The following is a 21,788-nucleotide window of genomic DNA, read 5'->3' on the forward strand; positions in this document are numbered from 1 at the left end:
CCGGGTGCCGCCTATTTTGGACCCATGGCAACTCGGGCATTCGGCATCGACTTCGGCGGCACGGGCATCAAGGGGGCTCCGGTCGACCTCAGGACGGGCGAGTTCGCGGCCGAGCGGGTGCGGATCAAGACCCCCGCCAAGTCCACACCGGACGCGGTCGCCGAGGTCTTCGTGGAGCTGCTCGCGCAGTTCCCGGACCACGAGGGCTCTGTCGGGGTGACGGTGCCGGGCGTCGTGCGACACGGGGTCGTGCACTCGGCCGCGAACATCGACGAGTCCTGGATCGGCACCGACGCCGACAAGGTCTTCACCAAGGCCACCGGGCGCGACGTGCACGTCGTCAACGACGCGGACGCCGCGGGCCTCGCCGAGGTGAGGTACGGCGCGGCGGCCGGCCGCCGCGGGCTGATCATCGTGACCACGCTCGGCACCGGCATCGGCTCCGCGGTGATCAACGACGGCGTGCTGGTGCCCAACACCGAGCTCGGCCACCTCGAGATCGACGGCCACGACGCCGAGACGCGGGCCGCCAACAGCGCCCGCGAGCGCGAGGAGCTGTCCTGGGAGCGGTGGGCGAAGCGGCTCACGAAGTACTACCGCACGCTCGAGCGGCTCTTCTCCCCCGACCTCTTCCTCGTCGGCGGCGGCGTCTCGAAGGACAGCGACCAGTTCCTGCCGCTCATCGACATCGACACCGAGATCATCCCCGCGACGCTGCTCAACAAGGCGGGCGTGGTCGGTGCGGCGCTCTACGCCAGCGAGGGGCACGAGTAGCCCGCGTGGTCGCTGCCCGGGGTCAGTGCAGGAACGTGAACAGCGGGCTGTCGTACGGGATCTTCTCGATCACCAGGTTGGTCGCGGCCATCCGTGCGAGCAGCCCGTCGATGCCGGACGCGTGGTCGAGGTCGATGCCGATCAGCGCCGGGCCGGTCTCGCGGTTCGACTTCTTGATGTAGTCGAAGACGACGATGTCCTCGCCCTCGGCCAGCACGTGGTCGAGGAAGCCTCGCAGAGCGCCGGGCTCCTGCGGGAAGCTCACCAGGAAGTAGTGCCGCAGCCCCTGGTGCACGAGCGCGCGCTCGATCACCTCGGCGTAGCGCGACACGTCGTTGTTGCCGCCGGAGACGATGGCGCCGACGCGACCGCCCAGGCCGCCGGTCGCTGCCAGCTGGGCCAGCGCGGCCGTGGCCAGGGCGCCGGCGGGCTCGGCGATGATGCCGTCGACCTGGTAGAGCTCCAGCATCTCCGTGCAGATCGCCCCGACCTCCACGGCGACGACGTCGTCGACCAGGTCGCGCACGATCGGGTACGTCGTCGCGCCGGCCAGCCCGACGGAGGCCCCGTCGACGAACGTGTCGAGCTCGTCGAGCCGGACCGGGGCCCCGGCCGCGACCGCCGCGCTCATCGACGCCGCGCCGACCGGCTCCACACCGACGATGCGGGTCTGCGGCCAGGCGTGGCGGACCCACGTCGCGATGCCGGCGAGCAGGCCGCCGCCGCCGACAGGCACGACGAGCAGGTCCAGGGGACGCTGGCCGCCCTGCGCGACCTGCTCGGTCAGCTCGACGCCGACGGTCCCCTGGCCGGTGATGGTGCGGGTGTCGTCGAACGGGTGGACGTACGTCGCGCCCGTGCTGTCCGCCAGCTCGTGGGCCGCGGCGCTCGCGTCGTCGTAGGTCCGGCCGATGAGGCTGAGCTCCACGTTGGACCCGCCGAGCGCGAGGATCCGCTCGCGCTTCTGACGCGGCGTGTTCGTCGGCACGACGATGTGCGCCTGAGTCCCGAGGCGCGCGGCGCTGATCGCGACACCCTGGGCGTGGTTGCCGGCGCTCGCGCACACGACGCCCCGGCCGAGCTCCTCGGGGGTGAGGGAGCTCATCAGGTGGAAGGCGCCGCGGACCTTGTAGGACCGGCCCAGCTGGAGGTCCTCGCGCTTGAGCAGCACCTCGGCGCCGTACCGCTCGGAGAGGCGGGGCGAGACCTCGAGGGGAGTGCGCTGCGCGATCGTCCTCCGGGCGGCCGCGGCGATCTCGTCGGGAGTGACACTCACGCCGGTCAGTCTGGCAGCAGGCGTCCGCGCGCCTCGGGGGCGGCCCTCCACCACAGCGTCAGGGGCACCGCGGTGACCAGCGCGACGGCGACGAAGAGCACGGAGCCGCCGTAGGTGGCGACGTCCGATCCCGGCGCAGCGTGCTGACCGAGCCACTGGTCGACCGCGACACCGACGGCCTCCACCTGCCAGAAGACCAGGCCCGCCCCTGCGAGGAGCACCCCGGCCGGGTGACCGCGCCGGAGCAGGATCGCCACAACGGCGAGGGCCGGCAGCCAGATCGCCAGGTCCTGCACGAAGATCGGGTTGGTGGTCAGTCCCGTGCCCTTGAGGAAGCCCGGCGGGTCGTCACCGAGCTCCGGCACGATCCTCGCGAGCCACGCCGCCGCGTTGAGGACGACGATCGCGAGGATGAACGTGGAGATGCCGCGCACCGGCAGACGAGGTCCCGCGAACAGCCGTGGCAGCGGGTCGGCGAAGAGGCTCACCAGCGCCCAGAACGCCAGGGAGAGCAGCGCGACGTCGACCAGGAACAGGGCGTTGAAGGGCGTCGCGTACACCAGGAGCGTCGCGTTGTAGGCGATGTAGGCGAGCGCGCCGAGCAGGAGCGCCCATCCGCGCACCGAGCCTCGCGACGACACGCGCAGCCCGGCGACCAGCGCCGGCAGTGCCACGGCGAGCATGACCAGCGCCGTGCCACGCGCCGAGCCGTTCATGACCGGATGCCCGTGCAGTACGCCGTCCACGACCAGCACCGGCACGGTCGCCGCCGGCACTGCGACCGCCAGCACGAGGACGAGGACACGGGTCCTCGTGCTCGGCCCGCGCGTGTGGGCCAGGCTCCTCACCATGGTCGTCATGGCGCCACCTCCCGACGGTTCGAACGATCGTCGGTCGGCGCACCGCCCGGGAGGGTCGTCAGACCCCGGTCGACAGGCGGTTGGTCCCGAGCGCCTCGCGGCGCCCGACGTCAGGCAGGCACCCGCGCCAGGGCGGTGAGGATGTCGCCGACGCGGTCCTTGGCGTCGCCGAAGAGCATCTGGGTGTTGTCGCGGTAGAAGAGCGGGTTCTGCACCCCGGCGTACCCGGCGGCCATGGAGCGCTTGAAGACGATGACGTTCTTGGCCTCCCAGACCCGCAGCACCGGCATGCCGGCGATCGGGGAGGTGGGGTCCTCGGCCGCGGAGGGGTTGACGGTGTCGTTGGCGCCGATCACCAGGACCACGTCCGTGGAGGCGAGGTCGTCGTTGATCTCGTCCATCTCCAGGACGATGTCGTAGGGCACCTTGGCCTCGGCGAGCAGGACGTTCATGTGCCCGGGCAGGCGGCCGGCGACCGGGTGGATCCCGAAACGTACGTCGACCCCGCGCTCGCGCAGCCGGCGGGTGAGGTCGGCGACCGGGTACTGCGCCTGCGCGACCGCCATCCCGTAGCCGGGTGTGATGACGACCGAGCTCGCGCCGGCGAGGAGGTCGGCCACCCCCTCGGCGTCGATCTCGCGGTGGTCGCCGTAGTCGGTGTCGTCGGTCTTGGCCTCGATGCCGAAGCCGCCCGCGATCACGGACAGGAAGGACCGGTTCATCGCCTGGCACATGATGTAGGACAGGTAGGCACCCGAGGAGCCGACCAGCGCGCCGGTGACGATCAGCAGGTCGTTGTTGAGCAGGAACCCGGACGCGGCCGCGGCCCAGCCGGAGTAGCTGTTGAGCATCGAGACCACGACCGGCATGTCGCCGCCGCCGATGGAGGCGACCAGGTGCCAGCCCAGCGCGAGCGCGATCGCGGTGACCGCGACCAGCTCCCAGGCCTGCGGGTGGGACACGAACGCGATCGTCAGCACTGCGAAGAGGACCAGGGCGCCGATGTTGATCAGGTTCTTGCCCGGCAGCATCAGCGGCGCGGACTTGATCCGGGCCGAGAGCTTGAGGAAGGCGACGATCGAGCCGGTGAAGGTGACCGCGCCGATGAAGATGCCGATGAAGACCTCGGCGTGGTGGATGCGCAGCAGGCTGTCATCGGCGAAGAACCTGATCACTGGGTGCCGCTCGACCTCGAGGTAGCCGTTCCAGCCGACCAGCACGGCGGCGAGTCCGACGAAGGAGTGCAGCAGCGCGATCAGCTCGGGCATGCCGGTCATCTCGACGATCCGGGCCCGCCACAGCCCGATCGATGCGCCGATGACGACGGCCACGACCAGCAGCACGATCGAGACCGAGCCGCCGGCGTTGATCGCGTCGCTGGTGGCCAGGTCCACCACGAGGGCGAAGGTCGCCACGAGCGCGATGCCCATGCCGACGATGCCGAACCAGACCCCGCGGCGGGCCGTCTCGTGCTTGGACAGCCCGGCCAGCGACAGGATGAACAGCAGCGCCGCGACGATGTAGGCCGCGGTGGCGATCGAGGAAGCAGACATCAGCGCATCAGCCCTTCTGGACGGTGCTGGTCGAGGAGCTCGTCGAGAACATGCCGAGCATGCGTCGGGTCACGGCGAAGCCGCCGAAGACGTTGATGGAGGCCAGCAGCGTCGCGACGAACGCCAGGGTCCGTACGGCGTTGTCGTCGGTGGCGAGCTGCAGGAACGCGCCGACCACGATGATCCCGGAGATCGCGTTGGTCACCGACATGAGAGGCGTGTGCAGCGCGTGGTGGACGTGCCCGATGACGTAGAAGCCGACCACCACCGCGAGCACCAGCACCGTGAAGTGCTGCGGGATCGGTGCGGGGGCGGTCGCGTTGACCAGGAACAGCACGAGCAGCCCCACCGCCATCAGACCCAGCTTGGCCTGCGACGACATCTGCTTCTTCGGCGCCGGGGCCGGCTTCTGCGCCGCCGGAGCGGCGGCGGGAGCCGCCGAGACCTGGACGGGCGGCGGCGGCCACAGCTTCTCGTGGTCCTTGGAGACGGTCACACCGCGCTGGACGACGTCGTCGAGGTCGAGGATGACCTTGCCGTCCTTGCCGGGGGTCAGCAGCTTCATCAGGTTGACCAGGTTGGTGCCGTACAGCTGGGAGGCCTGGGTGGGAAGCCGGCCCGGGAGGTCGGTGTAACCGATGATCGTGACCCCGTTGGCGGTCACGATCTTCTCGTCAGCGACGCTGCCCTCGACGTTGCCGCCCTGTGCCGCGGCCATGTCCACCACGACCGACCCTGGCTTCATCGCGGCCACGTCGGCGGCCGTCAGGAGCTTGGGCGCGGGCCGGCCGGGGATCAGCGCGGTCGTGATGACGATGTCGACGTCGGCGGCCTGCTCGGAGTAGATCTCGGCGGCGCGGGCGTTGTAGGCCTCACTCGTCGCCGTCGCGTAGCCGGTGCCGGACTGCTCCTGGACCTCGTCGACGACGACCTCGAGGTAGTCCCCGCCCAGGGACTTCACCTGGTCGGCCACCTCGGGACGCGGATCGGTCGCCCGCACGATCGCGCCCAGCGAGGACGCGGCGCCGATCGCGGCCAGCCCGGCCACGCCCGCTCCGGCGACCAGCACCTTGGCCGGGGGGACCTTGCCCGCCGCCGTCACCTGACCGGTGAAGAAGCGCCCGAACTCGTGCGCCGCCTCGACCACAGCGCGGTAGCCGGCGATGTTCGCCATCGACGAGAGCACGTCGAGCGACTGCGCCCTGCTGATCCGCGGCACGGCGTCCATCGCCAGCGCCGTCACACCCTGCGCCGTGAGCGCGTCGACGAGCTCCTCGTTGAGGGCCGGGGCGAGCAGGCTGACCAGGATCGTGCCCTCACGCAGCTGGGGGACCTCCCCCGCTGAGGGCGCGTTGACCCGGAACACGACCTCGGCACCCCAGGCCTCGCCGGTCGACCCGAGGGCGGCGCCCGCCTCGGCGTACGCCTCGTCGGAGAAGCTCGACAGCTCCCCCGCCCCCCGCTCGACGAGCACGTCGTAGCCCAGGCCGACCAGCTGCTTCACCGTCGCCGGTGTCGCGGCCACACGGGTCTCCCCGGGGCGGGTCTCACGAGTCACTCCGATGCGCATCTACCAGGCTCCTTCGGTCTGGGGTGCTGTCCCGTCAACGGCTGGGTCACCAGGTGGAAGGCACCTTGCCAGCGATGCACCCGCGCCGGAAGGGGGTCTCAGGACTGGCAGCGATGGGATCGATCCAAAGAGACGGGTCTCACACTCGTGCGCCACGACCGGGTGACGGTCACCGGGGCGCGAGGATCCGCAGCTGCAACATCGCCGCGAAGCGCTGCTCGGGGTCGGCGAGGTCGAGACCGCTGACCTCCTCGAGGCGGCGCAGTCGGTAGCGCAGCGTGTTGGGGTGGATGAAGAGCGCGGCGGCGGCGGCGCGTACGTCGCCCAGTGCGTCGAGCCACGCCTCGAGCGTCTCGGCGAGGCCGGAGTCGTTGCGCTCGTCGTACTCCAGGAGCCGGGCGATGGGGCCGACCGGCTTCTCCCCGCGCGCCGCGGCCAGGTCGCGCAGCTCGAGCAGGAGGGACTGCGTGTGTACGTCGGGCAGCCGCGCCACGCGGCGGTGGGCGTGCCCGTCGCGGAGCACGCGGAGCACCCGGGTCGCCGTCGCCCGCGACTCGGTGACGCCGCTGACGTCGGTGCCGGCGCCCCCGATGCCGACCACCATCGGAAGGCGGGCGCCCAGCCGTTCGCAGAACTCCTCCGCGAGCCGGGCCGCGCGCTCCTCGGGCTCGCTGCCGTGCGTGGCGGTCACCGGGAGCAGGGCGTACGCGATGCCGCCGACGACGGCCACCGCCGAGGAGGGCACGGACGAGGACAGGTGGACGCTCAGCGCGTCCGCGGCCCGCTCGAGGTCGCCGGTGCCGCCGGCCACCTGCTCGGCGTCGGCGGGATGCTCGGCACGCAGCGCCACGGCGAGTACGACGACCTGCTTCCCGGCGAGCCCGAGCCGGCTCAGCGCGTCGCGGGCACCGACGCCTCCCTCGAGAGCGGTGCTGACCAGGTCGGTCCGCAGGCGGCGCTGGACGTCGGCGCCGGCGCGCACCCGCAGCATGTGGAGGGCGACCAGCTTGGCGGCGTCCTGGAGCGCCGCGGAGCGTTCGGGCGTGACCTCGCCGTCCATGGCGGCCCAGATCGAGCCGAGCACCTCGTCACCGGCCCGCACGGCGATGGCGACGCGCTGCTTGCTGACCGAGTCGGCACCGAGGTCGGCCGGGTTGACGACGACCGGGCGGTGCTCGCGGTAGAGCTCACGGAAGACGCCGAGGTCGGTGAGCATCTTGGCGTACCGCTCCGGCACCTGGCGGCCGATGATCGTCTCCACGCGGGACGGGTCGGCCTCGTCCTGACGGCCGGAGAACGCGAGCACCCGCGAGCTGCGGTCCTCGATCGTGACGGGGGCGTCGAGCAGTGCGCCGACGGCGTTCGCGACCGCGAACAGGTCGCCGGAGGGGAGACCTCCGATCGACTCGGCCTCCGCCGGGCCGAGATCACCCTCGGCGAGCAGCGAGCGGAGCAGCGCCGTCAGCTGGGCCCACGTCGCACCGCGCCGCAGGCCGATCAGCGCCAGCCTCGCGTCACGCACGGCCGCCTCGAGCCTGGGGGTCAGCACGACGGGCGCGCGGACGATCAGGCCGACCCCACCACGCCTTCCGACGTCGCGCACCAGCTCCGGGAGCGCGGTCGCGGCGACGCCGACGCCGAGCACGAGTGCCGCGGGCGGCTGGACCGGCTCGTCGTCGGGGTCGTGGATGACGATGCCGCCGATCTCCCCGTCGTGCGCCGGGTCGCCGGCGACCAGCTCGAGGAGGGAGTCGCCCAGGTCGTCGAGCACGCGTCCCAGGCTCGCTCGGGGTCGCTGGCTCACCGGTTCAGGATAGGTGCCGAGATCCGGGTTGTGGCCCTCCGAGGGCCACAACCCGGATCTCGGCGTTAGAGGGTGATCCACTCCGTCGCGGTGGTGACGGCGTCGAGGATCTCGGGGATCGGGGTGACGCCGAGGCCGGGGCCGTTCGGGACGTCCATGTAGCCGTCCGAGATCGTCAGTGGGGCGGTGATGTCGGTCCGGTAGAAGCGGTCCGACGCCGAGATGTCACCCGGGAGCGTGAAGCCCGGCAGTGCGCCGAGGGCAGCGTTGGCCGCCCGGCCCAGGCCCGTCTCGACCATGCCGCCGCACCACACCGCGAGCCCGTGGGCGGCCGCGAGATCGTGGATGCGCACCGCCTCGAGGTAGCCGCCGACCCGGCCCGGCTTGATGTTGATGATCGAGCAGGCGCCGAGGGAGATGGCTGCCGCCGCCGTCTGCGCCGACACGATCGACTCGTCGAGGCAGACGGGCGTCCTGATCAGACGAGCGAGCTCGGCGTGTCCGAGGACGTCCTCCTCCTCCAGGGGCTGCTCGATGAGCAGCAGGTCGAAGTCGTCGAGCTTGGCGAGGTGGCGGGCGTCGCGCAGCGTGTACGCCGTGTTGGCGTCGACCTGCAGGAGGATCTCGTCCCCGAAGCGCTCGCGCACGGCGCGCACCGGCTCGACGTCCCAGCCCGGCTCGATCTTCAGCTTGATCCGCACGTAGCCCGCGTCGAGGTAGCCGCCGACCACGTCGAGCAGCTTCGGGATGCTGTCGAAGATCCCCACCGACACGCCGGACGGCACCCGCGAGTGGACCGCCCCGAGCTCGCGAGCCCACGACCGGCCGGCCGCGCGCAGCTCGGCGTCGAGCACGGCCATCTCGAGCGCTGCCTTGGCCATCCGGTGGCCCTTGAACCTGTGCAGCACCGAGCCGACGGCGTGCGCACCGTGCTGCAGCAGCTCCTCCGGCGCCTCCGAGAGGGCCGGGATGAGGAAGCGGCGCAGCACGTCGGCCGTGGCGTCGACGTACTCCGAGGAGTAGAGCGGGTCCGACATGGCGACGCACTCGCCCCAGCCCTCGCCGTCGGAGGTGACGGCGCGCAGGATCAGGATGTCGCGCGCGGTCTGGGTGCCGAACGACGTTCGGAACGGCGAGACCAGGGGCATCGCGACGCGGCGCAGCTCGACGCCTTCGAGCTTGACGTTCACGGGAGGCTGTCTCCTTCATGCGGCAGGACGAGGTAGCCCTGCTCCTTGTCGAATCCGGCGACGCTGCCGCCGGCGGCCAGTGAGCTCAGCAGCTGCTCGCGCACCTTGGTGCGCCAGCTGCGGGCCTGCTCGGGGTCGGTGAGGCGCAGCGCCTCGATGTCGCGCGGCACCTGCACCCAGGACGCGGCGGCCGCGGCAGGCACGACCGGCCGGACGGGAGTGCCCGCGCTCGCGGCCACGACCGCCGGCGTGGCGAGCTCCCAGTGGACGAGGATCCGGTCGGTCTCGTCGTCGCGGTTGATGCCGTCGTCCATGGAGCCGTAGAAGTCGGGGAGGTACTCCGCGACGCGGGCGCCGAGCTTGGCCAGGTTGAAGTAGGCGTTGCGCGAGACCAGCGGGTCGAACGTCCACTCCATCAGCTCGATGCCCCGGTCGAGGCACCAGGCGCGCTGGTGCAGCTTGAGCGCGAAGCCCGCGTGACGCCCGGCGACGGCCTCGGTGACGCCCGCGATGTGGCTGTGCATCGTCCGGGCCGCGGGCGTCGAGTGGAAGCCGACGCAGACGCCGACCATCTCCGTCCCCTCGTACGCGCCTGCGACGTAGCTCTCCGCCTTCCCGAGCGCACGCAGCAGCTCGGCGCCCATCGGCGGGTTGTCCGGCACTCCCCAGATCCGGCCGAGCACCGCGGCGGCCTCCTGCAGCTCGCCGAGCTCGCCGAGCTCACGCACGACGATCCGCGACCTGGCGGCAGCGGCGGCGTACGACGTCCACGCCTCGGTCGTCATCGCCGGTCCTCCCAGCGGTCGGCCAGGAGGTCGGCCAGCAGCGCGTGCAGCAGGACCGTGCGGTCGAGCAGCCGGTCCACCAGCACGTGCTCGTCCTCGGCGTGGGCCCCGCCGCCGACAGCCCCGAGGCCGTCCAGCGTCAGCGTGCCGACGCCGGCCGTGAAGTTGCCGTCGGAGGCGCCGCCGACCGAGGCCCGGGTGAGCGCCGGCATCCCGAGCCCGGTCGCCAGCGCCTGTGCCCGCTCGAAGAGCGGCAGCGAGGCCGACTCCTCCAGCGGCGCCCGGTTGATGTCGCCGCGGACGCGGACCTCCGCACCCGCGAGGGCCGGCCGCAGTGCGCGCACCGACGTGTCGACGCGCTGCAGCTCCGCCATGCTCCAGGCACGTACGTCGACCGTGAACCGCGCCGACGCCGGCACCGTGTTCGCCGTGACTCCCGACGTGGCGACGGTCGGCGTGACCGTCGTGCCCGCCGCGGTGTCCGCGAGCGCGGCCGCAGCCAGCACCTGGTGCGCCAGCTCGACGGTCGCGTTGACGCCCTTCTCCGGCTCCAGCCCCGCGTGGGCCGACCGGCCGACGACCTCGATCTCGTAGAACGACGTCCCCTTGCGACCCGTCTTCAGCGCTCCCCCGTCGGCCGAGGCCTCGAGCACGAGCACGGCCGACGCACGGCGCGCCTCGTCCTCGATGAGCGTGCGGGAGCTCGCGGAGCCGAGCTCCTCGTCGCCGGTCACGAGCAGGGTCACCCCGTCCCGGTCGCCCAGGTCGGCGATCGCATGCAGGGCCATCACCAGACCGGCGAGCATGTCGAAGCACCCGGGCCCTCGGAGCACGCCGTCGACGACGCCGAACGGCCGCCGCTCGAGCGAGCCGAGCGGCCACACCGTGTCGTGGTGGGCGAGCACGAGGACGCCGTTCGTCGCCGACCCGAAGCGCCAGCGCAGGTGGTGGACGCCGTCGACGACGATCCGCTCCGGCTTCGCGCCGAGCCGCTCGGCACCGAGCCGCGCGATGAGGTCGGCCGACCGCTCCACGGCGGCCAGGTCGCTCGACGGCGACTCGCACTCGACGAGCTCACGCAGATCGGCGAGGAGCGCATCGAGCGACGGATCGGCTCGTGTCTTCACGGACGTCATCATGCAGGCTTCTTCGGAGTGGCGCGGGCGCCGAAGTGGATGTACTCCTCGCCGGTCGGCAGCGCGTAGAAGCGCACCGGGTAGTAGGCCTCGCTCTTGTCCGGCTTCACCGCGAAGAGCGCCTCGCCGACGGGGATCAGCTCGTGCGTCTCCGGCTCGGCACCGCCCGACGCCTCGGCGACCGGCCCGGAGACCGTCGTCCGCATCCACGTCTTGCCGTCCTCGACGTAGACCTCCTCGAGGACGGACTCGCGCGAGTAGGAGCCCAGGAACGGGGTCACGTCGACCTCGACGGGCTCGGTGGGGAGCTCGAACGGCGTCGGGAGGTGCACCCCGGCCAGCGCCGCGAAGATCTCCTCGTAGAGCTCCTGGTAGAGCGGGATCGCGCTGCCGATGTTGGTGTTCATGGAGACGGCGAGGCCGGCCTCCGGCAGCAGGCGCAGGAACGCCGCCTGCCCGATCGTGTTGCCGTCGTGGCCGATCGCGCGGTGGCCGTTCCAGTCGCAGCGGAACCAGCCGAGGCCCCACGAGTCGCCGAGCAGGATCTTCTCCGGGCACTCGGTCTGGTAGTCGGCCATCGCCGCGACGCTCGCCTCGGAGAGGACGCGCGTGCCGTCCTCGGCGAGGCCGCCGGTCAGGTGCATCCGGGCGAACGCCAGCACGTCCTCGGGGCGGGAGGTGATCAGCCCGGCCGGGCCGACCGAGCGGGGCAGGCCCCAGACCGGTGCGACCTGCGGGTCGTCGCCGCCCTTGAGGTGGCCCATCGCGTGGCCGAAGACCATCGCCTCCTCGGGCAGCGTGGTGGTGTGCGTCAGCCCGAGCGGGGCGAAGAGCCGCTCCTTCATCGCGGCGTCCCAGGTCTGGCCGGTGGTGACCTCGATGATCCGGCCGAGCAGGGAGAAGCCGGAGTTGCAGTACGACCAGGTGGCGCCGAGCGGGTGGTTCTGCGAAGCCTCGTCGAGCTGGGCGACGTACTTCTCCAGCGCGTCGTCGCCGCGGCCGGTGTCGGTGAAGACGTCGCCGTCGATGCCGCTGGTGTGGGTCAGCAGGTGCCAGACGGTCACCGTCTTCGTCACCTCGGGGTCGCGCAGAGCGAGCTCGGGGATGATCTCGACGACGGGGGTGTCGAGCGCGAACCTCCCCTCGTCCACGAGCTGCATGACCACGGTCGCCGTCCAGACCTTGGAGACGGAGCCGATCTGGAAGACCGAGTCGGGGGTCGCGGGCTGGCCCGTGCCGGCGTGCAGGACGCCGGTGGCGGTGGTGAAGAGCTCGTCCTCGGCGCCGTCCGCGCCGATGCGCAGGATCCCGAGCTGCGCGCCGGGGATGCCGTGCTTCTTCACCAGCTCGGCGAAGCGGGCCTCCCAGTGCGCGGCATCGATCGATACGGGGGTCGTGGTCATGCGCGGGTCTCCTTGGTCGTCTGAGTGGGGCGGCCGCCGGGGATGGCGGCCAGGAGCTGACGGGTGTAGTCGTGCTGGGGTCGACCGAGTACGTCGACCGTCGGGCCGTGCTCGACGATGCGGCCGCCCTCGAGGACGGCGACCTGGCTGGCCACGTAGCGGACCACCGCCAGGTTGTGCGAGATGAACAGCATCGAGAGGCCGAGCTCGCGCTGCATCTCCCGGACCAGGTTCAGGACGGCGCCCTGGACCGAGACGTCGAGGGCGGAGGTGATCTCGTCGGCGATGACCAGCCGCGGCCGGCCGGCGAGTGCCCGGGCGAGCGCGACGCGCTGGCGCTGGCCGCCCGAGAGCTGGCCGGGCAGCTGCGCCGCACGCCCGCCGTCGAGGTGGACGAGCTCGAGGAGCCGGGTGATCTCCGCGCGGCGGCCGGCGCGGGAGAGGCGCTCGGTCCTCGGCCGGTACAGCGCCTCGGCGATGCTCTCGCCGACGGTCATCCGGGGGTCCAGCGACGAGAACGGGTCCTGGAAGACCATGCTCACGGGCCGGTGGCGACCGCGCATCCGACCCCGCTGGAGGATCGGCGCGCCGTCGAGCAGGATCTGCCCGCCGTGCACGGGCGCGAGGCCGACGACGGCCTTCGCCAGCGTCGACTTGCCCGAGCCGGACTCGCCCACCAGACCGACGATCTCGCCGTCGGGGACGGTCAGGCTGACCTCGTCGAGCACCGTGCTCGCTCCGTAGCGGACGGTGACGTGGTCGAACGTCAGCTCACTCATGCGGTGGCCTCCTCGCACGTGACGGCTTCGATCGACTCGCCCGCGTGCCAGCACGCGACCCGGCCGCCGTCGGGTCCGGACAGCAGCACCGGGTCCTCCCGGCGGCACCGGTCGGTGGCGAGTGGGCAGCGGGCGGCGTACGCGCAGCCCACCGGCACCTCGGCCGGGTCGACCGGGTGCCCGGGGATCGTCGCCAGCGGGGCGTCGATGTCGGTCGTCATGTCGGGCACCGCGGCGACGAGCGCACGGGTGTAGGGGTGACGGGCGCGGGTACGCAGGTCCGCGGTCGAGACGTCCTCGACGATGCGGCCGGCGTACATGACCAGGACGCGGTCGCAGACGTCGGCGACCACGGAGACGTCGTGGCTGATGAGGAGGAGCGCGGCGCCCTGCTCGCGGCGTACGTCCTGGAGGAGCTCGAGCACCTGGCTCTGCACGGTGACGTCGAGGGCGGTCGTCGGCTCGTCGGCGATGATGAGGCGGGGGCTGCCCATCAGCCCCATGCCGATCATGGCCCGCTGGCGCATGCCGCCGGAGAACTCGAAGGGGTACTGCCTCGCCCGGCGCTCGGGGTCCCTGACCCGGACGGCACGGAGCCGGTCGACGGCGCGGGCGAACGCGGACCTGCGGTCGAGCCCCTGGTGGTGGCGGCCGACCTCGGCCAGCTGCGTGCCGATGCGCATCGTCGGGTTGAACGACGTCATCGGGTCCTGGAACACGACGGCCAGCGAGGTGCCGAGCAGCTTGTCGTGGCTCTGCCCGCCCGTGGGCGCCTCGAGCAGGTCCGTGCCGCAGAACCTCAGGTGACGGGCGTCGACGCGGCCCGGCTCCTCGACGAGCTGGGCGATCGACAGGGCCGTCAGCGACTTGCCCGAGCCGGACTCGCCCACGACGCCGACGGCCTCGCCGACGCCGACGCCGAAGGAGACGCCGCGCACCGGACGGACGGGCCCGTGAACACCGGGGAAGGAGACGGACAGGTCGCGCACGTCCAGCACCAGGTCGCCCTCGACCGCGTGGTCGTGGGGCAGATCGGCGGCGGGCGTCTCGCCGGTCGGCACGTGCAGGGCCTTGCCGAGACCGGTCGTCGCGGAGATCCCGAAGACCCCGGCGATCGCCTCGCCGGTCAGGTTGAACGCCAGGCCGGCGATGACCACCATGATCCCGGGCGCGAGGGCCGCGAGCGGGTGGACGTAGATGCCGCTCAGCCCGTCCTGCATCAGCCGGCCCCAGTCGTAGTCCGGCGCCTGGACGCCGAGACCGAGGAAGGAGAGCCCGGCGAAGCTCAGCAGGATCGCACCGGCGGTGATGGTCACGTTGACCACGAGGGGCTCGGCGACGTTGGGCAGCACGTGCCGGGCCATCACCCGGAAGCGGTTGACCCCTGCGACGCGGGCCGCCGCGACGTACTCGAGGCCGGCGACGCCGGCGACGAGCGTCTGGCACAGCCGGGCCAGGCCGGGCGCGACCGCCAGCCCGATGGCGAGCACCGCTCCCCTCGCGCCGACACCGAAGATGACCGCGAAAACGAGGACCAGCAGCAGGCCGGGGAACGCCACGAAGACGTTGACGAACGCCGTGACGAGGCGGCCGAGCCGCCCTCCGAGCAGCAGCGGCGCGGTGCCGAGGACCAGCCCGATCAGCGTTCCGAGCACAGTCGCGACGAGGGTCAGCGTGAGTGAGAGCCGGGTGGCGACGAGCACGCGGAAGAACAGGTCGCGGCCCAGGTTGTCGGTGCCGAACCAGTGCTTCGCCGACGGTCCGGCGAGCAGGTTCTCGGTGTCGACCGCGCCGGCCTTGTCGCCCCACAGCATCGGGGCGAAGATCGCCAGCAGCACGACCAGGGTCAGCAGCCCGACGCCGACGATGCCGACGGGGGTTCTGAGGATGCGGGACCAGCGGTTCGTCATGGTCTAGAGGTCACCGATCGTGGAGCGGGGGTCGAGGACGGCGAGCGCCACGTCGACCAGCGTGTTGATGAGGAGCACTCCGAGCCCGTAGACGAGGACGGTGCCCTGGACCACCGGGTAGTCCTTGGTCACGATCGACTGCACGATCGTGCTGCCCAGTCCGGGCCAGGCGAAGACGTTCTCGACGAGCACCGTGCCGGCCACCATCGAGGCCAGCAGCATGCCGCCGATGGTGAGCGTCGCCGTGACCGCGTTGGGGAGCGCGTGCCGGAGGTTGATGCGCAGGGCCGGGAGCCGCTTGGCGCGGGCGGTGCGGATGTAGTCGGCCTCCAGCACGGAGAGCATCTCCACCCGGACGATCCGGGCCAGCACGGCGGCGGGTCCGATCGCCAGGGCGAGGACCGGCAGGACGTACGACGACGCCCCGTCGCGGCCCGCGACCGGGAACCAGCCGAGGTTGACCGCGAACACGCAGACGAGCGCGACGCCGACGAGGAAGTCCGGGATGGAGCCGAGCACGACGCTCGTCGAGGCGAACGCGAGCTCCGTACGACGGCGCCGGCCCCGCCTGGTCGCGACCGCGACCGCCACGCCCAGCGGGATGGCGACCGCGATCGCGACCAGGAAGGCGAGGAAGGCGAGCGACGCCGTCGCCGGGAGGCGCTGGCTGATCGTCTCGGTCACGGGGAGCTGGGAGACGATCGACTCGCCCAGGTCACCGTGGAGCAGGTTGCCCAGGTAGTGGACGTACTGCGTGAGCAGCGGGTCGTCGAGCCCGAGCGCGTGCCGCTTGGCCTCGACCAGGTCGGTCGGCGCCGTCATGCCGAGCGCCGCCCGGACCGGGTCGCCCGGGACCAGGTGGATCATCAGGAACGACGCGGTCACGAGGACCCAGAGCGACACCAGCAGCCGCCCCGTACGACGGAGCGCGAATCGTGTCCACCTCCCGCCGAGCCGTCCCGTGACTCGGGGGGCGGTCCGCGGCGGAGCGGCTGCTGGGGTCAGTGTCGCCATGCTCGATCAGACCCCGCTCAGCCCAGCATCCGGATGCTGGTCGGCACGACGCTGCCGAGGACGTCCAGCTCGGCGCCCTTGGCGAAGAACGGCAGCACGCTGTTGGCGAAGAGGACCAGGTCGTTGGCCTTGAAGAGCGCGGCCTCGGCGGCCAGCCAGTCGGGGCAGCTCTGCACGCCCACCTCGCCCATCGCCTTCTTCACGCCCGCGTCGTAGTCGGCGTTGGTGATGGCGGCCATGTTGTTGCCACCGCCCTTGACCGTCGGCCCCGAGAAGAACGGGACACCCTGCTCGGGCGTGTTGATGTTGAGCGGCTCCCACGAGACGTCCCAGTCGCCGGTGCCGAACATCGCGTTCACCACACCGGTCTCGTCGAGCTGCTTGGCCTTGACGGCGACGCCGATCTTCTTCCAGGCGGCCACCGCCAGCTCCGCGGCGGCGCTGCCGCCCGAGCCGAGCGAGGAGTCGTAGATGAAGGAGAGCGACAGCGGCTTGCCGGCCTTGGCACGCATGCCGTCGGCACCCTTGACGTAGCCGGCCGCGTCGAGCGCGGACTCGGCGGCGGCCACGTCGGTGGCCGCGACGTTGCCCTCGACCGAGGAGCCGGTGCAGCCGGCCGGCGCGACGACCGCCAGCTGGGTCGCCGGGCCACCACGGTCGGAGGTGATCACCTTCTGCAGCTGAGCGAGGTCGAGCGACTTCGTCAGCGCCTCGCGGACCGCCGGGTCGGAGGTCGCGTGGCCGGCGTTGTGGTTGTACCACTGCTCGCCGACGATCGCCTCGGCGTCGTCGTGGTCGAGCTTCGCCGCCTCGAGCCTGGTCGCGTCCGCGCCGTGGATGGCGGCCGCGTTGAGTGCGCCGGACAGCAGCTCGTTGGCCGCCGTCGTCTCGTTGGGGACGATCTTGACCTCGATGGTCGCCGGCATGCCCTTCGTGGAGGTCTTCGCGCCGGCCGGGCCCCAGGTGTAGCCCTTGCGGATCGCGTAGGTGTAGTGGTCGCCCGGCACACCCTCCTTGAGGGTGTACGGGCCGGTGCCGTTGGTCGCGTCCTTGAGCGAGGCACGGTCCTTCATGCCGGCGTCGCAGACCATCGGCAGGTTCGCGAAGGAGTCCAGCACGAACGGCGACGCGGTCGCGAGCGTCACGGTGACGGTGCTGCCGCTGGCCTTGGCGGTGGCGCCGGCCGGCACGAAGACGCCCAGGAACGGGCTCTTGTTCTTCGGGTCCTCGACGTAGGTGATGTTGTCGACGGCCGTCTGCGCGGTGAACGGCGCGCCGTCGGCGCACGTGATCCCCTGCCCGATGTCGAAGGTCACCGTCGTGCCGCTCACCGACCACTTCGACGCGAGTCCGGAGGTGACCTCGCCCTTGGCGTCGACCGAGACCAGGGTGTCGTAGGCGAACTTGGTGACCTGGAAGAGCGGGCTCGACGCGCTGCCCTGGGGGTCGAGGGCGCCGGGGTCGGCGGAGAGCGCCAGCGTGAACGTCTTGCCGTCGGCGTACTTGCTGCCGCCGGAGCCGGAGCTGCCGGCGGAGCCGCCGCCACAGGCGGTCAGGCCGACGGCGGCCACGGAGAGGGAGAGCGCCAGGATGGCGCTCGAGCGGACCGGCCTCATGGGCGTTCCTCTTTCTGCAGGGTGGGTTGAGCGCTGGTGATGGGAGGCGTCAGCCGACGCGCGAGACGACGCGGCCGTAGTGGACGTACTTGGCCTTGCCGCCTTCGCCCGACGAGTCGGACACCGTGCCGATGAAGGCGAAGACGACGTGGATGCCGTGGTACGGCTCGACCGTGATCAGGGAGTCGCCGGTGAAGTGGACGAGCTCGAACCTCATCGGCTTCTCCCCGATCTCGGCGTGGATGTCCTTCGGCTCACGGTCGAGCCAGACCCTGCCCTCGGCGTCCTGGGTGACGGAGATGTCGTAGATCGTGTCGGCGTAGTGGCCGAGGTAGCGGGACACGTCCACCTGCGCGGGCTCGGCCGGCGGCGTGGGCCGCTCAGGGAGCACGACGCCCGTCAGGTCCGTCAGCAGCTTCGCGACCACGTCGCTGAACAGGCCGAAGACGTCGCCCCCGTTCGTGAGCATCGCGACGGCCACCCCGGCCTCCGGGACAACGCGCAGGAAGGCGGCCTGGCCGATCGTGCCGCCGTCGTGGGCGATGACGGTCCCTTGCGGAGTGTCGAAGAGCTCCCAGCCCAGACCCCAGGCGTCGCCCATGCCCGACAGGCGGGGCAGGTCGACCTGGCGGGTCTGCATCGCCGTCACGGACTCGGCGGCGAGCACCTGCGCGCCGTCGGGCGCCGCACCGCTGTCGAGGTGCATCCGCACGAAGCCGAGCAGGTCGGTGGGCGTCATCGCGAGCATCGAGCCGGCGGGCGCGTTCGACCGGGCGAGCGCCCAGGTCTGGGCGGGCTCCAGCTCGCCATCGTCGCCTGTCGCGACGTGTCCCGTGGCGGCCCGGTGCCGGATCGCCTCGTAGGCGCTGGGGCTGACCCGCGCCAGGCCGAGCGGCTCGGCGATCCGCTCGAGCAGCACCTCGTCGTACGGCTTGCCGCGCAGGACCTCGACGAGACGGCCGAGCAACACGAACCCCGTGTTGTTGTAGGAGAACGTCTCCCCGGGCGCGAAGAGCTGGGGCAGGTCCGTCAGCGTGGCGACGTACTTCTCGACGGCGTCCTCGCCGCGACCCGTGTCGGTGAAGATGTCACCCTCGAACCCGGCCGTGTGGGTCAGCAGGTGGCGCGTGGTGAGGGCCTTGGCGGCCTCCATGTCGCCGATGACCAGCTCGGGGAGGTGGTCGAGCAGCGGCTGGTCGAGGTCGAGCAGGCCGTCGTCGACGAGCTGCATGACGAGGGTCGTCGTCCAGATCTTCGTGATCGAGCCGATCTGGAAGACGGTGTCAGCGTCGACCGGGACGCCGGTGCCCAGGCTCGTGACGCCGCCGGTTGCGGTCGCGATGCGACCCCCGGCGAGCACGGCCACGGTCGCGCCCGGCACCTGGTGCTCGGCGACGAGGCTCGCGAAGTTGTCGTCCAGCCAGCGGGCGGCAGCGTCCAGCCCGGTGCTCTCCTGCGTTGACATGTCGGCAAACGTAGGTCGGTGATCGCGCCGTGTATTCGTCCGATCGGACAGGCAAGAGCGGCCCTACCTGTCCAACCGAACAGTGAGTCTGCTCACAGTCGCCGGGTTAGATGAGAGCGTGCTGATTCTCCGCGGCGGGCGCGTCATCGACCCGCGCTCCGGGACCGAGCAGGTGGCCGACGTGGCCGTGGACGACGGCAAGGTGGTGGCCGTGGGACCCTCGCTCCCGTCCGAGGGAGCGACCGTCGTCGACGTGACCGGACACGTGGTCGGACCCGGCTTCGTCGACCTGCACAGCCACGTCCACTCGATCGCCGGCCAACGGCTCCAGGCGCTGGACGGCGTGACGGCGACGCTCGACCTCGAGGCGGGGCTGATGCCGATCGAGACGGCGTACGCCCGCGCCGCGGCGGACGGGCGGCTCCTGCACTACGGCTTCTCGGCCTCGTGGGGCGACGCCCGCGCCGCGGCGCACCTCGGCATGACACCGGCGGCGGACCTCAACGCCTCGCTCGCGATGCTGGGCGACCCGGACTGGCAGCGGACCTCGTCGCCGACGGAGCGCGCCGCGTGGCTGCGGCTGCTGGAGTCCGAGCTCGAGGCCGGTGCCCTGGGAATCGGCGTGCTGATGGGCTACGCGCCGCGGACCGACCCGGCGGAGTTCCTGGAGGTGGCGGCGCTGGCCGCGCGGACCGGCACGGCGACCTTCACCCACGTGCGCGAGATCGTCGAGGCCGATCCGACCACGCCGATCGACGGCTCTCTCGAGATCACCCGCGCCGCGGCCGAGACCGGTGCCGCGATGCACCACTGCCACGTCAACAGCACCTCCCGGCGCCACGTCGAGCGGGTGCTCGACCTGCTCGACACCTCGCGCTCGAACGGGTCGCGGGTGACGGTGGAGGCCTACCCGTACGGCGCCGGCAGCACCGCCGTCGGCGCCTTCTTCCTCGCCCCGGAGCGTCTCGGGGCGTGGGGCCTGCGGCCCTCTTCGATCTCGATGGTCGCCACCGGGGAGCGCATCGGGTCCGTGGCCCGGCTGGCCGAGCTCCGTGCGACCGACCCGGGCGCCGTGTGCGTCGTGTCCTTCCTCGACGAGGACGACCCCGAGGACGCCGCCCTGCTCCAGCGCGCGCTCGCCTTCCCAGACGCGATCGTCGCCAGCGACGCGATGCACGTCGAGTGGCCCGACGGCTCCACCGACAGCCGCGAGTGGCCGCTGCCGCCCGGCGGTCAGACCCACCCGCGCACGGCGGGCACGTTCGCCCGCTCGCTGCGCCGGATGGTCGTCGAGACGGGCGCGTGGTCGTGGCCCGAGGCGTTCCGCCGCTGCTCCTACCTGCCCGCCCAGGTGGTCGCCGGCTTCGCGGCCGCGGCCCGCGGCAAGGGATGGCTCGGCGTCGGCGCGGACGCCGACCTGGTGGTCATCGACCCCGCCACGATCAGCGACAGCGCGACGTACGTCGACCCGACGCGACCCTCCGTCGGCGTACGCCATCTGCTGGTCGACGGCACGTTCGTGGTCCGCGACGGTGCGCTCGAGGTCGACGCGTTCCCCGGCCGGCCGATCCGCGCGACGCTCAGCTGACCACGTCGGGGCCGAGCCGGTCGAGCACCGCGAGCTCCTCGGCGCGGGTCAGGCCGGTGACGGCCGCCTCGGGCTCGGCCCGGAGCCAGTCGAGGGTGTCCCGGACCGTGTCGAGGAGCGGCCTCGTCCTCAGGCCGGCCGCCAGGGACCCGGTCACGTCGCGCGCCATGAAGCCCTCGTAGCCCGGCTCGCCGATCCACACCGGCACGGACCCGGGTCCGACCCACTCGGCCACCCCGGCGTCGACCAGCTCCTTGGTCGGGACCCATCGGGCGTCGAGATCGGCGTCCACGCCCTCGGCCCTCAGCGCGTCGACCAGCGCGGCGAGGAACTCCCGCCGGGTGACGGACGCGGCGATGCCGTCGTACGCACCTGTGATGCCCGCCTCCGCGGCGTCGACGACCCAGTCGGCGAGGTCGCGCACGTCGATCAGCTGCACCGGGTCGTCCGGCTCCCCCGGCACGAGCAACGGGCCGGCGTCCTCGGCGGCGGCCGCGGCGTGCGCGGGCCAGTAGGTGAACCGGCCCGACGGGTCGTGGGGCCCGACGATGAGGCCCGGCCGGACGACGAACGCCGCCCTGACTCCCCGCTGGACGGCCTGCTCGCAGGCGACCTTCATCGCGCCGTACGCCTCCGGCGAGGACGACGGGTCGAGGTCGTCGGTGATCGGCTCCTTGAGCGCGGCCTCCGCGTCGCCGCCCGGGGTCCCCTCGTCGGCGTACACGTTGCAGGTCGACACGAACGTCCAGTGCGCCTCGGGGAAGGCGGCGACGGCCCGACGTACGCGCGACGGCAGCCGAGCGACGTCGACGACCGCGTCGGGGTCCAGCGCGGCGAGCTCCGCCGGCGGCTCCTCGTCACGGTCCCAGCGGACCAGTCGCGCCCCGTCAGGGACGCTCCCGCTCTCGCCCCGCGCCGCGCAGACGACCTCGTGGCCGCGCTCCACGGCACGGGCCGCGATCTCACGGCTCAGGAAGACGGTGCCACCGAGGACGAGGATGCGCATGACCTCACCTCAGCACGACGCGCGACGGCGGGCCAGCGATTCCGCCGTGGGCAGACGAG

Annotated in this window: 17 protein-coding genes; 2 read left to right on the top strand and 15 right to left on the bottom strand. The window is 72.2% G+C overall.

The window, feature by feature from the left end; all coding sequences use genetic code 11:
- Positions 1 to 24: 24 nt before the first annotated feature.
- Positions 25 to 774 carry a polyphosphate--glucose phosphotransferase gene (ppgK, locus tag ABD205_RS03675; protein ID WP_344042515.1) on the top strand — a complete coding sequence of 250 codons (750 nt, stop codon included), beginning with the start codon at positions 25 to 27 and terminating at the stop codon, positions 772 to 774.
- A gap of 22 nt (positions 775 to 796) precedes the next feature.
- Here the strand turns inward: ppgK and ilvA are convergent, their stop codons facing one another.
- The 14 genes from ilvA to ABD205_RS03745 all read right to left on the bottom strand — a co-directional run bounded on the left by ilvA (position 797) and on the right by ABD205_RS03745 (position 19,135).
- On the bottom strand, positions 797 to 2,050 hold the full coding sequence (ilvA, locus tag ABD205_RS03680; protein WP_344042517.1) for a threonine ammonia-lyase IlvA: 1,254 nt from the start codon (positions 2,048 to 2,050) through the stop codon (positions 797 to 799).
- 5 nt (positions 2,051 to 2,055) lie between these two features.
- Positions 2,056 to 2,910, bottom strand: coding sequence for a hypothetical protein (locus tag ABD205_RS03685; RefSeq protein WP_344042519.1), 855 nt, complete (start codon positions 2,908 to 2,910; stop codon positions 2,056 to 2,058).
- A 110-nt stretch (positions 2,911 to 3,020) separates the two neighbouring features.
- Entirely contained in the window at positions 3,021 to 4,463 is a 1,443-nt protein-coding gene (pntB, locus tag ABD205_RS03690) for a Re/Si-specific NAD(P)(+) transhydrogenase subunit beta (RefSeq protein ID WP_344042521.1), read from the bottom strand.
- 7 nt (positions 4,464 to 4,470) lie between these two features.
- Positions 4,471 to 6,033, bottom strand: coding sequence for a Re/Si-specific NAD(P)(+) transhydrogenase subunit alpha (locus tag ABD205_RS03695; protein ID WP_344042523.1), 1,563 nt, complete (start codon positions 6,031 to 6,033; stop codon positions 4,471 to 4,473).
- A gap of 169 nt (positions 6,034 to 6,202) precedes the next feature.
- On the bottom strand, positions 6,203 to 7,837 hold the full coding sequence (locus ABD205_RS03700) for a PucR family transcriptional regulator (RefSeq protein WP_344042525.1): 1,635 nt from the start codon (positions 7,835 to 7,837) through the stop codon (positions 6,203 to 6,205).
- Between the two features lie 65 nt (positions 7,838 to 7,902).
- Entirely contained in the window at positions 7,903 to 9,027 is a 1,125-nt protein-coding gene (gene menC, locus ABD205_RS03705) for an o-succinylbenzoate synthase (protein WP_344042527.1), read from the bottom strand.
- The gene (locus ABD205_RS03710) at positions 9,024 to 9,812 is read right to left on the bottom strand and encodes a GNAT family N-acetyltransferase (RefSeq protein ID WP_344042529.1); all 789 of its coding nucleotides are present in this window, start codon (positions 9,810 to 9,812) and stop codon (positions 9,024 to 9,026) included. Before ABD205_RS03710 ends, menC begins: the two co-directional genes overlap by 4 nt.
- The gene (locus tag ABD205_RS03715; protein ID WP_344044449.1) at positions 9,809 to 10,948 is read right to left on the bottom strand and encodes a M20/M25/M40 family metallo-hydrolase; all 1,140 of its coding nucleotides are present in this window, start codon (positions 10,946 to 10,948) and stop codon (positions 9,809 to 9,811) included. The genes ABD205_RS03710 and ABD205_RS03715 overlap by 4 nt, the downstream gene beginning before the upstream one ends.
- On the bottom strand, positions 10,948 to 12,351 hold the full coding sequence (locus ABD205_RS03720; protein ID WP_344042531.1) for a serine hydrolase domain-containing protein: 1,404 nt from the start codon (positions 12,349 to 12,351) through the stop codon (positions 10,948 to 10,950). The genes ABD205_RS03715 and ABD205_RS03720 overlap by 1 nt, the downstream gene beginning before the upstream one ends.
- Positions 12,348 to 13,130, bottom strand: coding sequence for an ABC transporter ATP-binding protein (locus tag ABD205_RS03725; protein WP_344042533.1), 783 nt, complete (start codon positions 13,128 to 13,130; stop codon positions 12,348 to 12,350). The genes ABD205_RS03720 and ABD205_RS03725 overlap by 4 nt, the downstream gene beginning before the upstream one ends.
- Entirely contained in the window at positions 13,127 to 15,040 is a 1,914-nt protein-coding gene (locus tag ABD205_RS03730; RefSeq protein WP_344042535.1) for a dipeptide/oligopeptide/nickel ABC transporter permease/ATP-binding protein, read from the bottom strand. The genes ABD205_RS03725 and ABD205_RS03730 overlap by 4 nt, the downstream gene beginning before the upstream one ends.
- Positions 15,041 to 15,043: 3 nt before the next feature.
- Positions 15,044 to 16,054: an ABC transporter permease gene (locus ABD205_RS03735; RefSeq protein WP_344042537.1), complete on the bottom strand. Its 1,011-nt coding sequence runs from the start codon at positions 16,052 to 16,054 to the stop codon at positions 15,044 to 15,046.
- Positions 16,055 to 16,071: 17 nt separating this feature from the next.
- On the bottom strand, positions 16,072 to 17,670 hold the full coding sequence (locus tag ABD205_RS03740; protein ID WP_344042539.1) for an ABC transporter substrate-binding protein: 1,599 nt from the start codon (positions 17,668 to 17,670) through the stop codon (positions 16,072 to 16,074).
- Positions 17,671 to 17,719: 49 nt separating this feature from the next.
- Positions 17,720 to 19,135, bottom strand: a complete 1,416-nt coding sequence (locus tag ABD205_RS03745) for a serine hydrolase domain-containing protein (RefSeq protein ID WP_344042541.1) — start codon at positions 19,133 to 19,135, stop codon at positions 17,720 to 17,722.
- A gap of 118 nt (positions 19,136 to 19,253) precedes the next feature.
- On the opposite strand from ABD205_RS03745, the gene ABD205_RS03750 reads away from it, so the two are divergent.
- Positions 19,254 to 20,723 carry an amidohydrolase family protein gene (locus ABD205_RS03750; protein WP_344042543.1) on the top strand — a complete coding sequence of 490 codons (1,470 nt, stop codon included), beginning with the start codon at positions 19,254 to 19,256 and terminating at the stop codon, positions 20,721 to 20,723.
- Here the strand turns inward: ABD205_RS03750 and ABD205_RS03755 are convergent.
- Positions 20,716 to 21,729: an NAD-dependent epimerase/dehydratase family protein gene (locus tag ABD205_RS03755; RefSeq protein ID WP_344042545.1), complete on the bottom strand. Its 1,014-nt coding sequence runs from the start codon at positions 21,727 to 21,729 to the stop codon at positions 20,716 to 20,718. The genes ABD205_RS03750 and ABD205_RS03755 overlap by 8 nt on opposite strands.
- Positions 21,730 to 21,788: the final 59 nt, after the last annotated feature.

The sequence above is a fragment of the Nocardioides panacihumi genome, assembly GCF_039530925.1.
In the GTDB taxonomy this organism is placed as follows: Bacteria; Actinomycetota; Actinomycetes; order Propionibacteriales; family Nocardioidaceae; genus Nocardioides; species Nocardioides panacihumi.

Coding starts and splice junctions, on each gene's coding strand:
- ppgK (WP_344042515.1), top strand. CDS start 25: ATGGCAACTCGGGCATTCGGCATCGACTTCGGCGGCACGGGCATCAAG.
- ABD205_RS03685 (WP_344042519.1), bottom strand. CDS start 2,910: ATGACGACCATGGTGAGGAGCCTGGCCCACACGCGCGGGCCGAGCACG.
- pntB (WP_344042521.1), bottom strand. CDS start 4,463: ATGTCTGCTTCCTCGATCGCCACCGCGGCCTACATCGTCGCGGCGCTG.
- ABD205_RS03695 (WP_344042523.1), bottom strand. CDS start 6,033: ATGCGCATCGGAGTGACTCGTGAGACCCGCCCCGGGGAGACCCGTGTG.
- ABD205_RS03710 (WP_344042529.1), bottom strand. CDS start 9,812: ATGACGACCGAGGCGTGGACGTCGTACGCCGCCGCTGCCGCCAGGTCG.
- ABD205_RS03715 (WP_344044449.1), bottom strand. CDS start 10,948: ATGACGTCCGTGAAGACACGAGCCGATCCGTCGCTCGATGCGCTCCTC.
- ABD205_RS03720 (WP_344042531.1), bottom strand. CDS start 12,351: ATGACCACGACCCCCGTATCGATCGATGCCGCGCACTGGGAGGCCCGC.
- ABD205_RS03725 (WP_344042533.1), bottom strand. CDS start 13,130: ATGAGTGAGCTGACGTTCGACCACGTCACCGTCCGCTACGGAGCGAGC.
- ABD205_RS03730 (WP_344042535.1), bottom strand. CDS start 15,040: ATGACGAACCGCTGGTCCCGCATCCTCAGAACCCCCGTCGGCATCGTC.
- ABD205_RS03735 (WP_344042537.1), bottom strand. CDS start 16,054: ATGGCGACACTGACCCCAGCAGCCGCTCCGCCGCGGACCGCCCCCCGA.
- ABD205_RS03740 (WP_344042539.1), bottom strand. CDS start 17,670: ATGAGGCCGGTCCGCTCGAGCGCCATCCTGGCGCTCTCCCTCTCCGTG.
- ABD205_RS03745 (WP_344042541.1), bottom strand. CDS start 19,135: ATGTCAACGCAGGAGAGCACCGGGCTGGACGCTGCCGCCCGCTGGCTG.
- ABD205_RS03755 (WP_344042545.1), bottom strand. CDS start 21,729: ATGCGCATCCTCGTCCTCGGTGGCACCGTCTTCCTGAGCCGTGAGATC.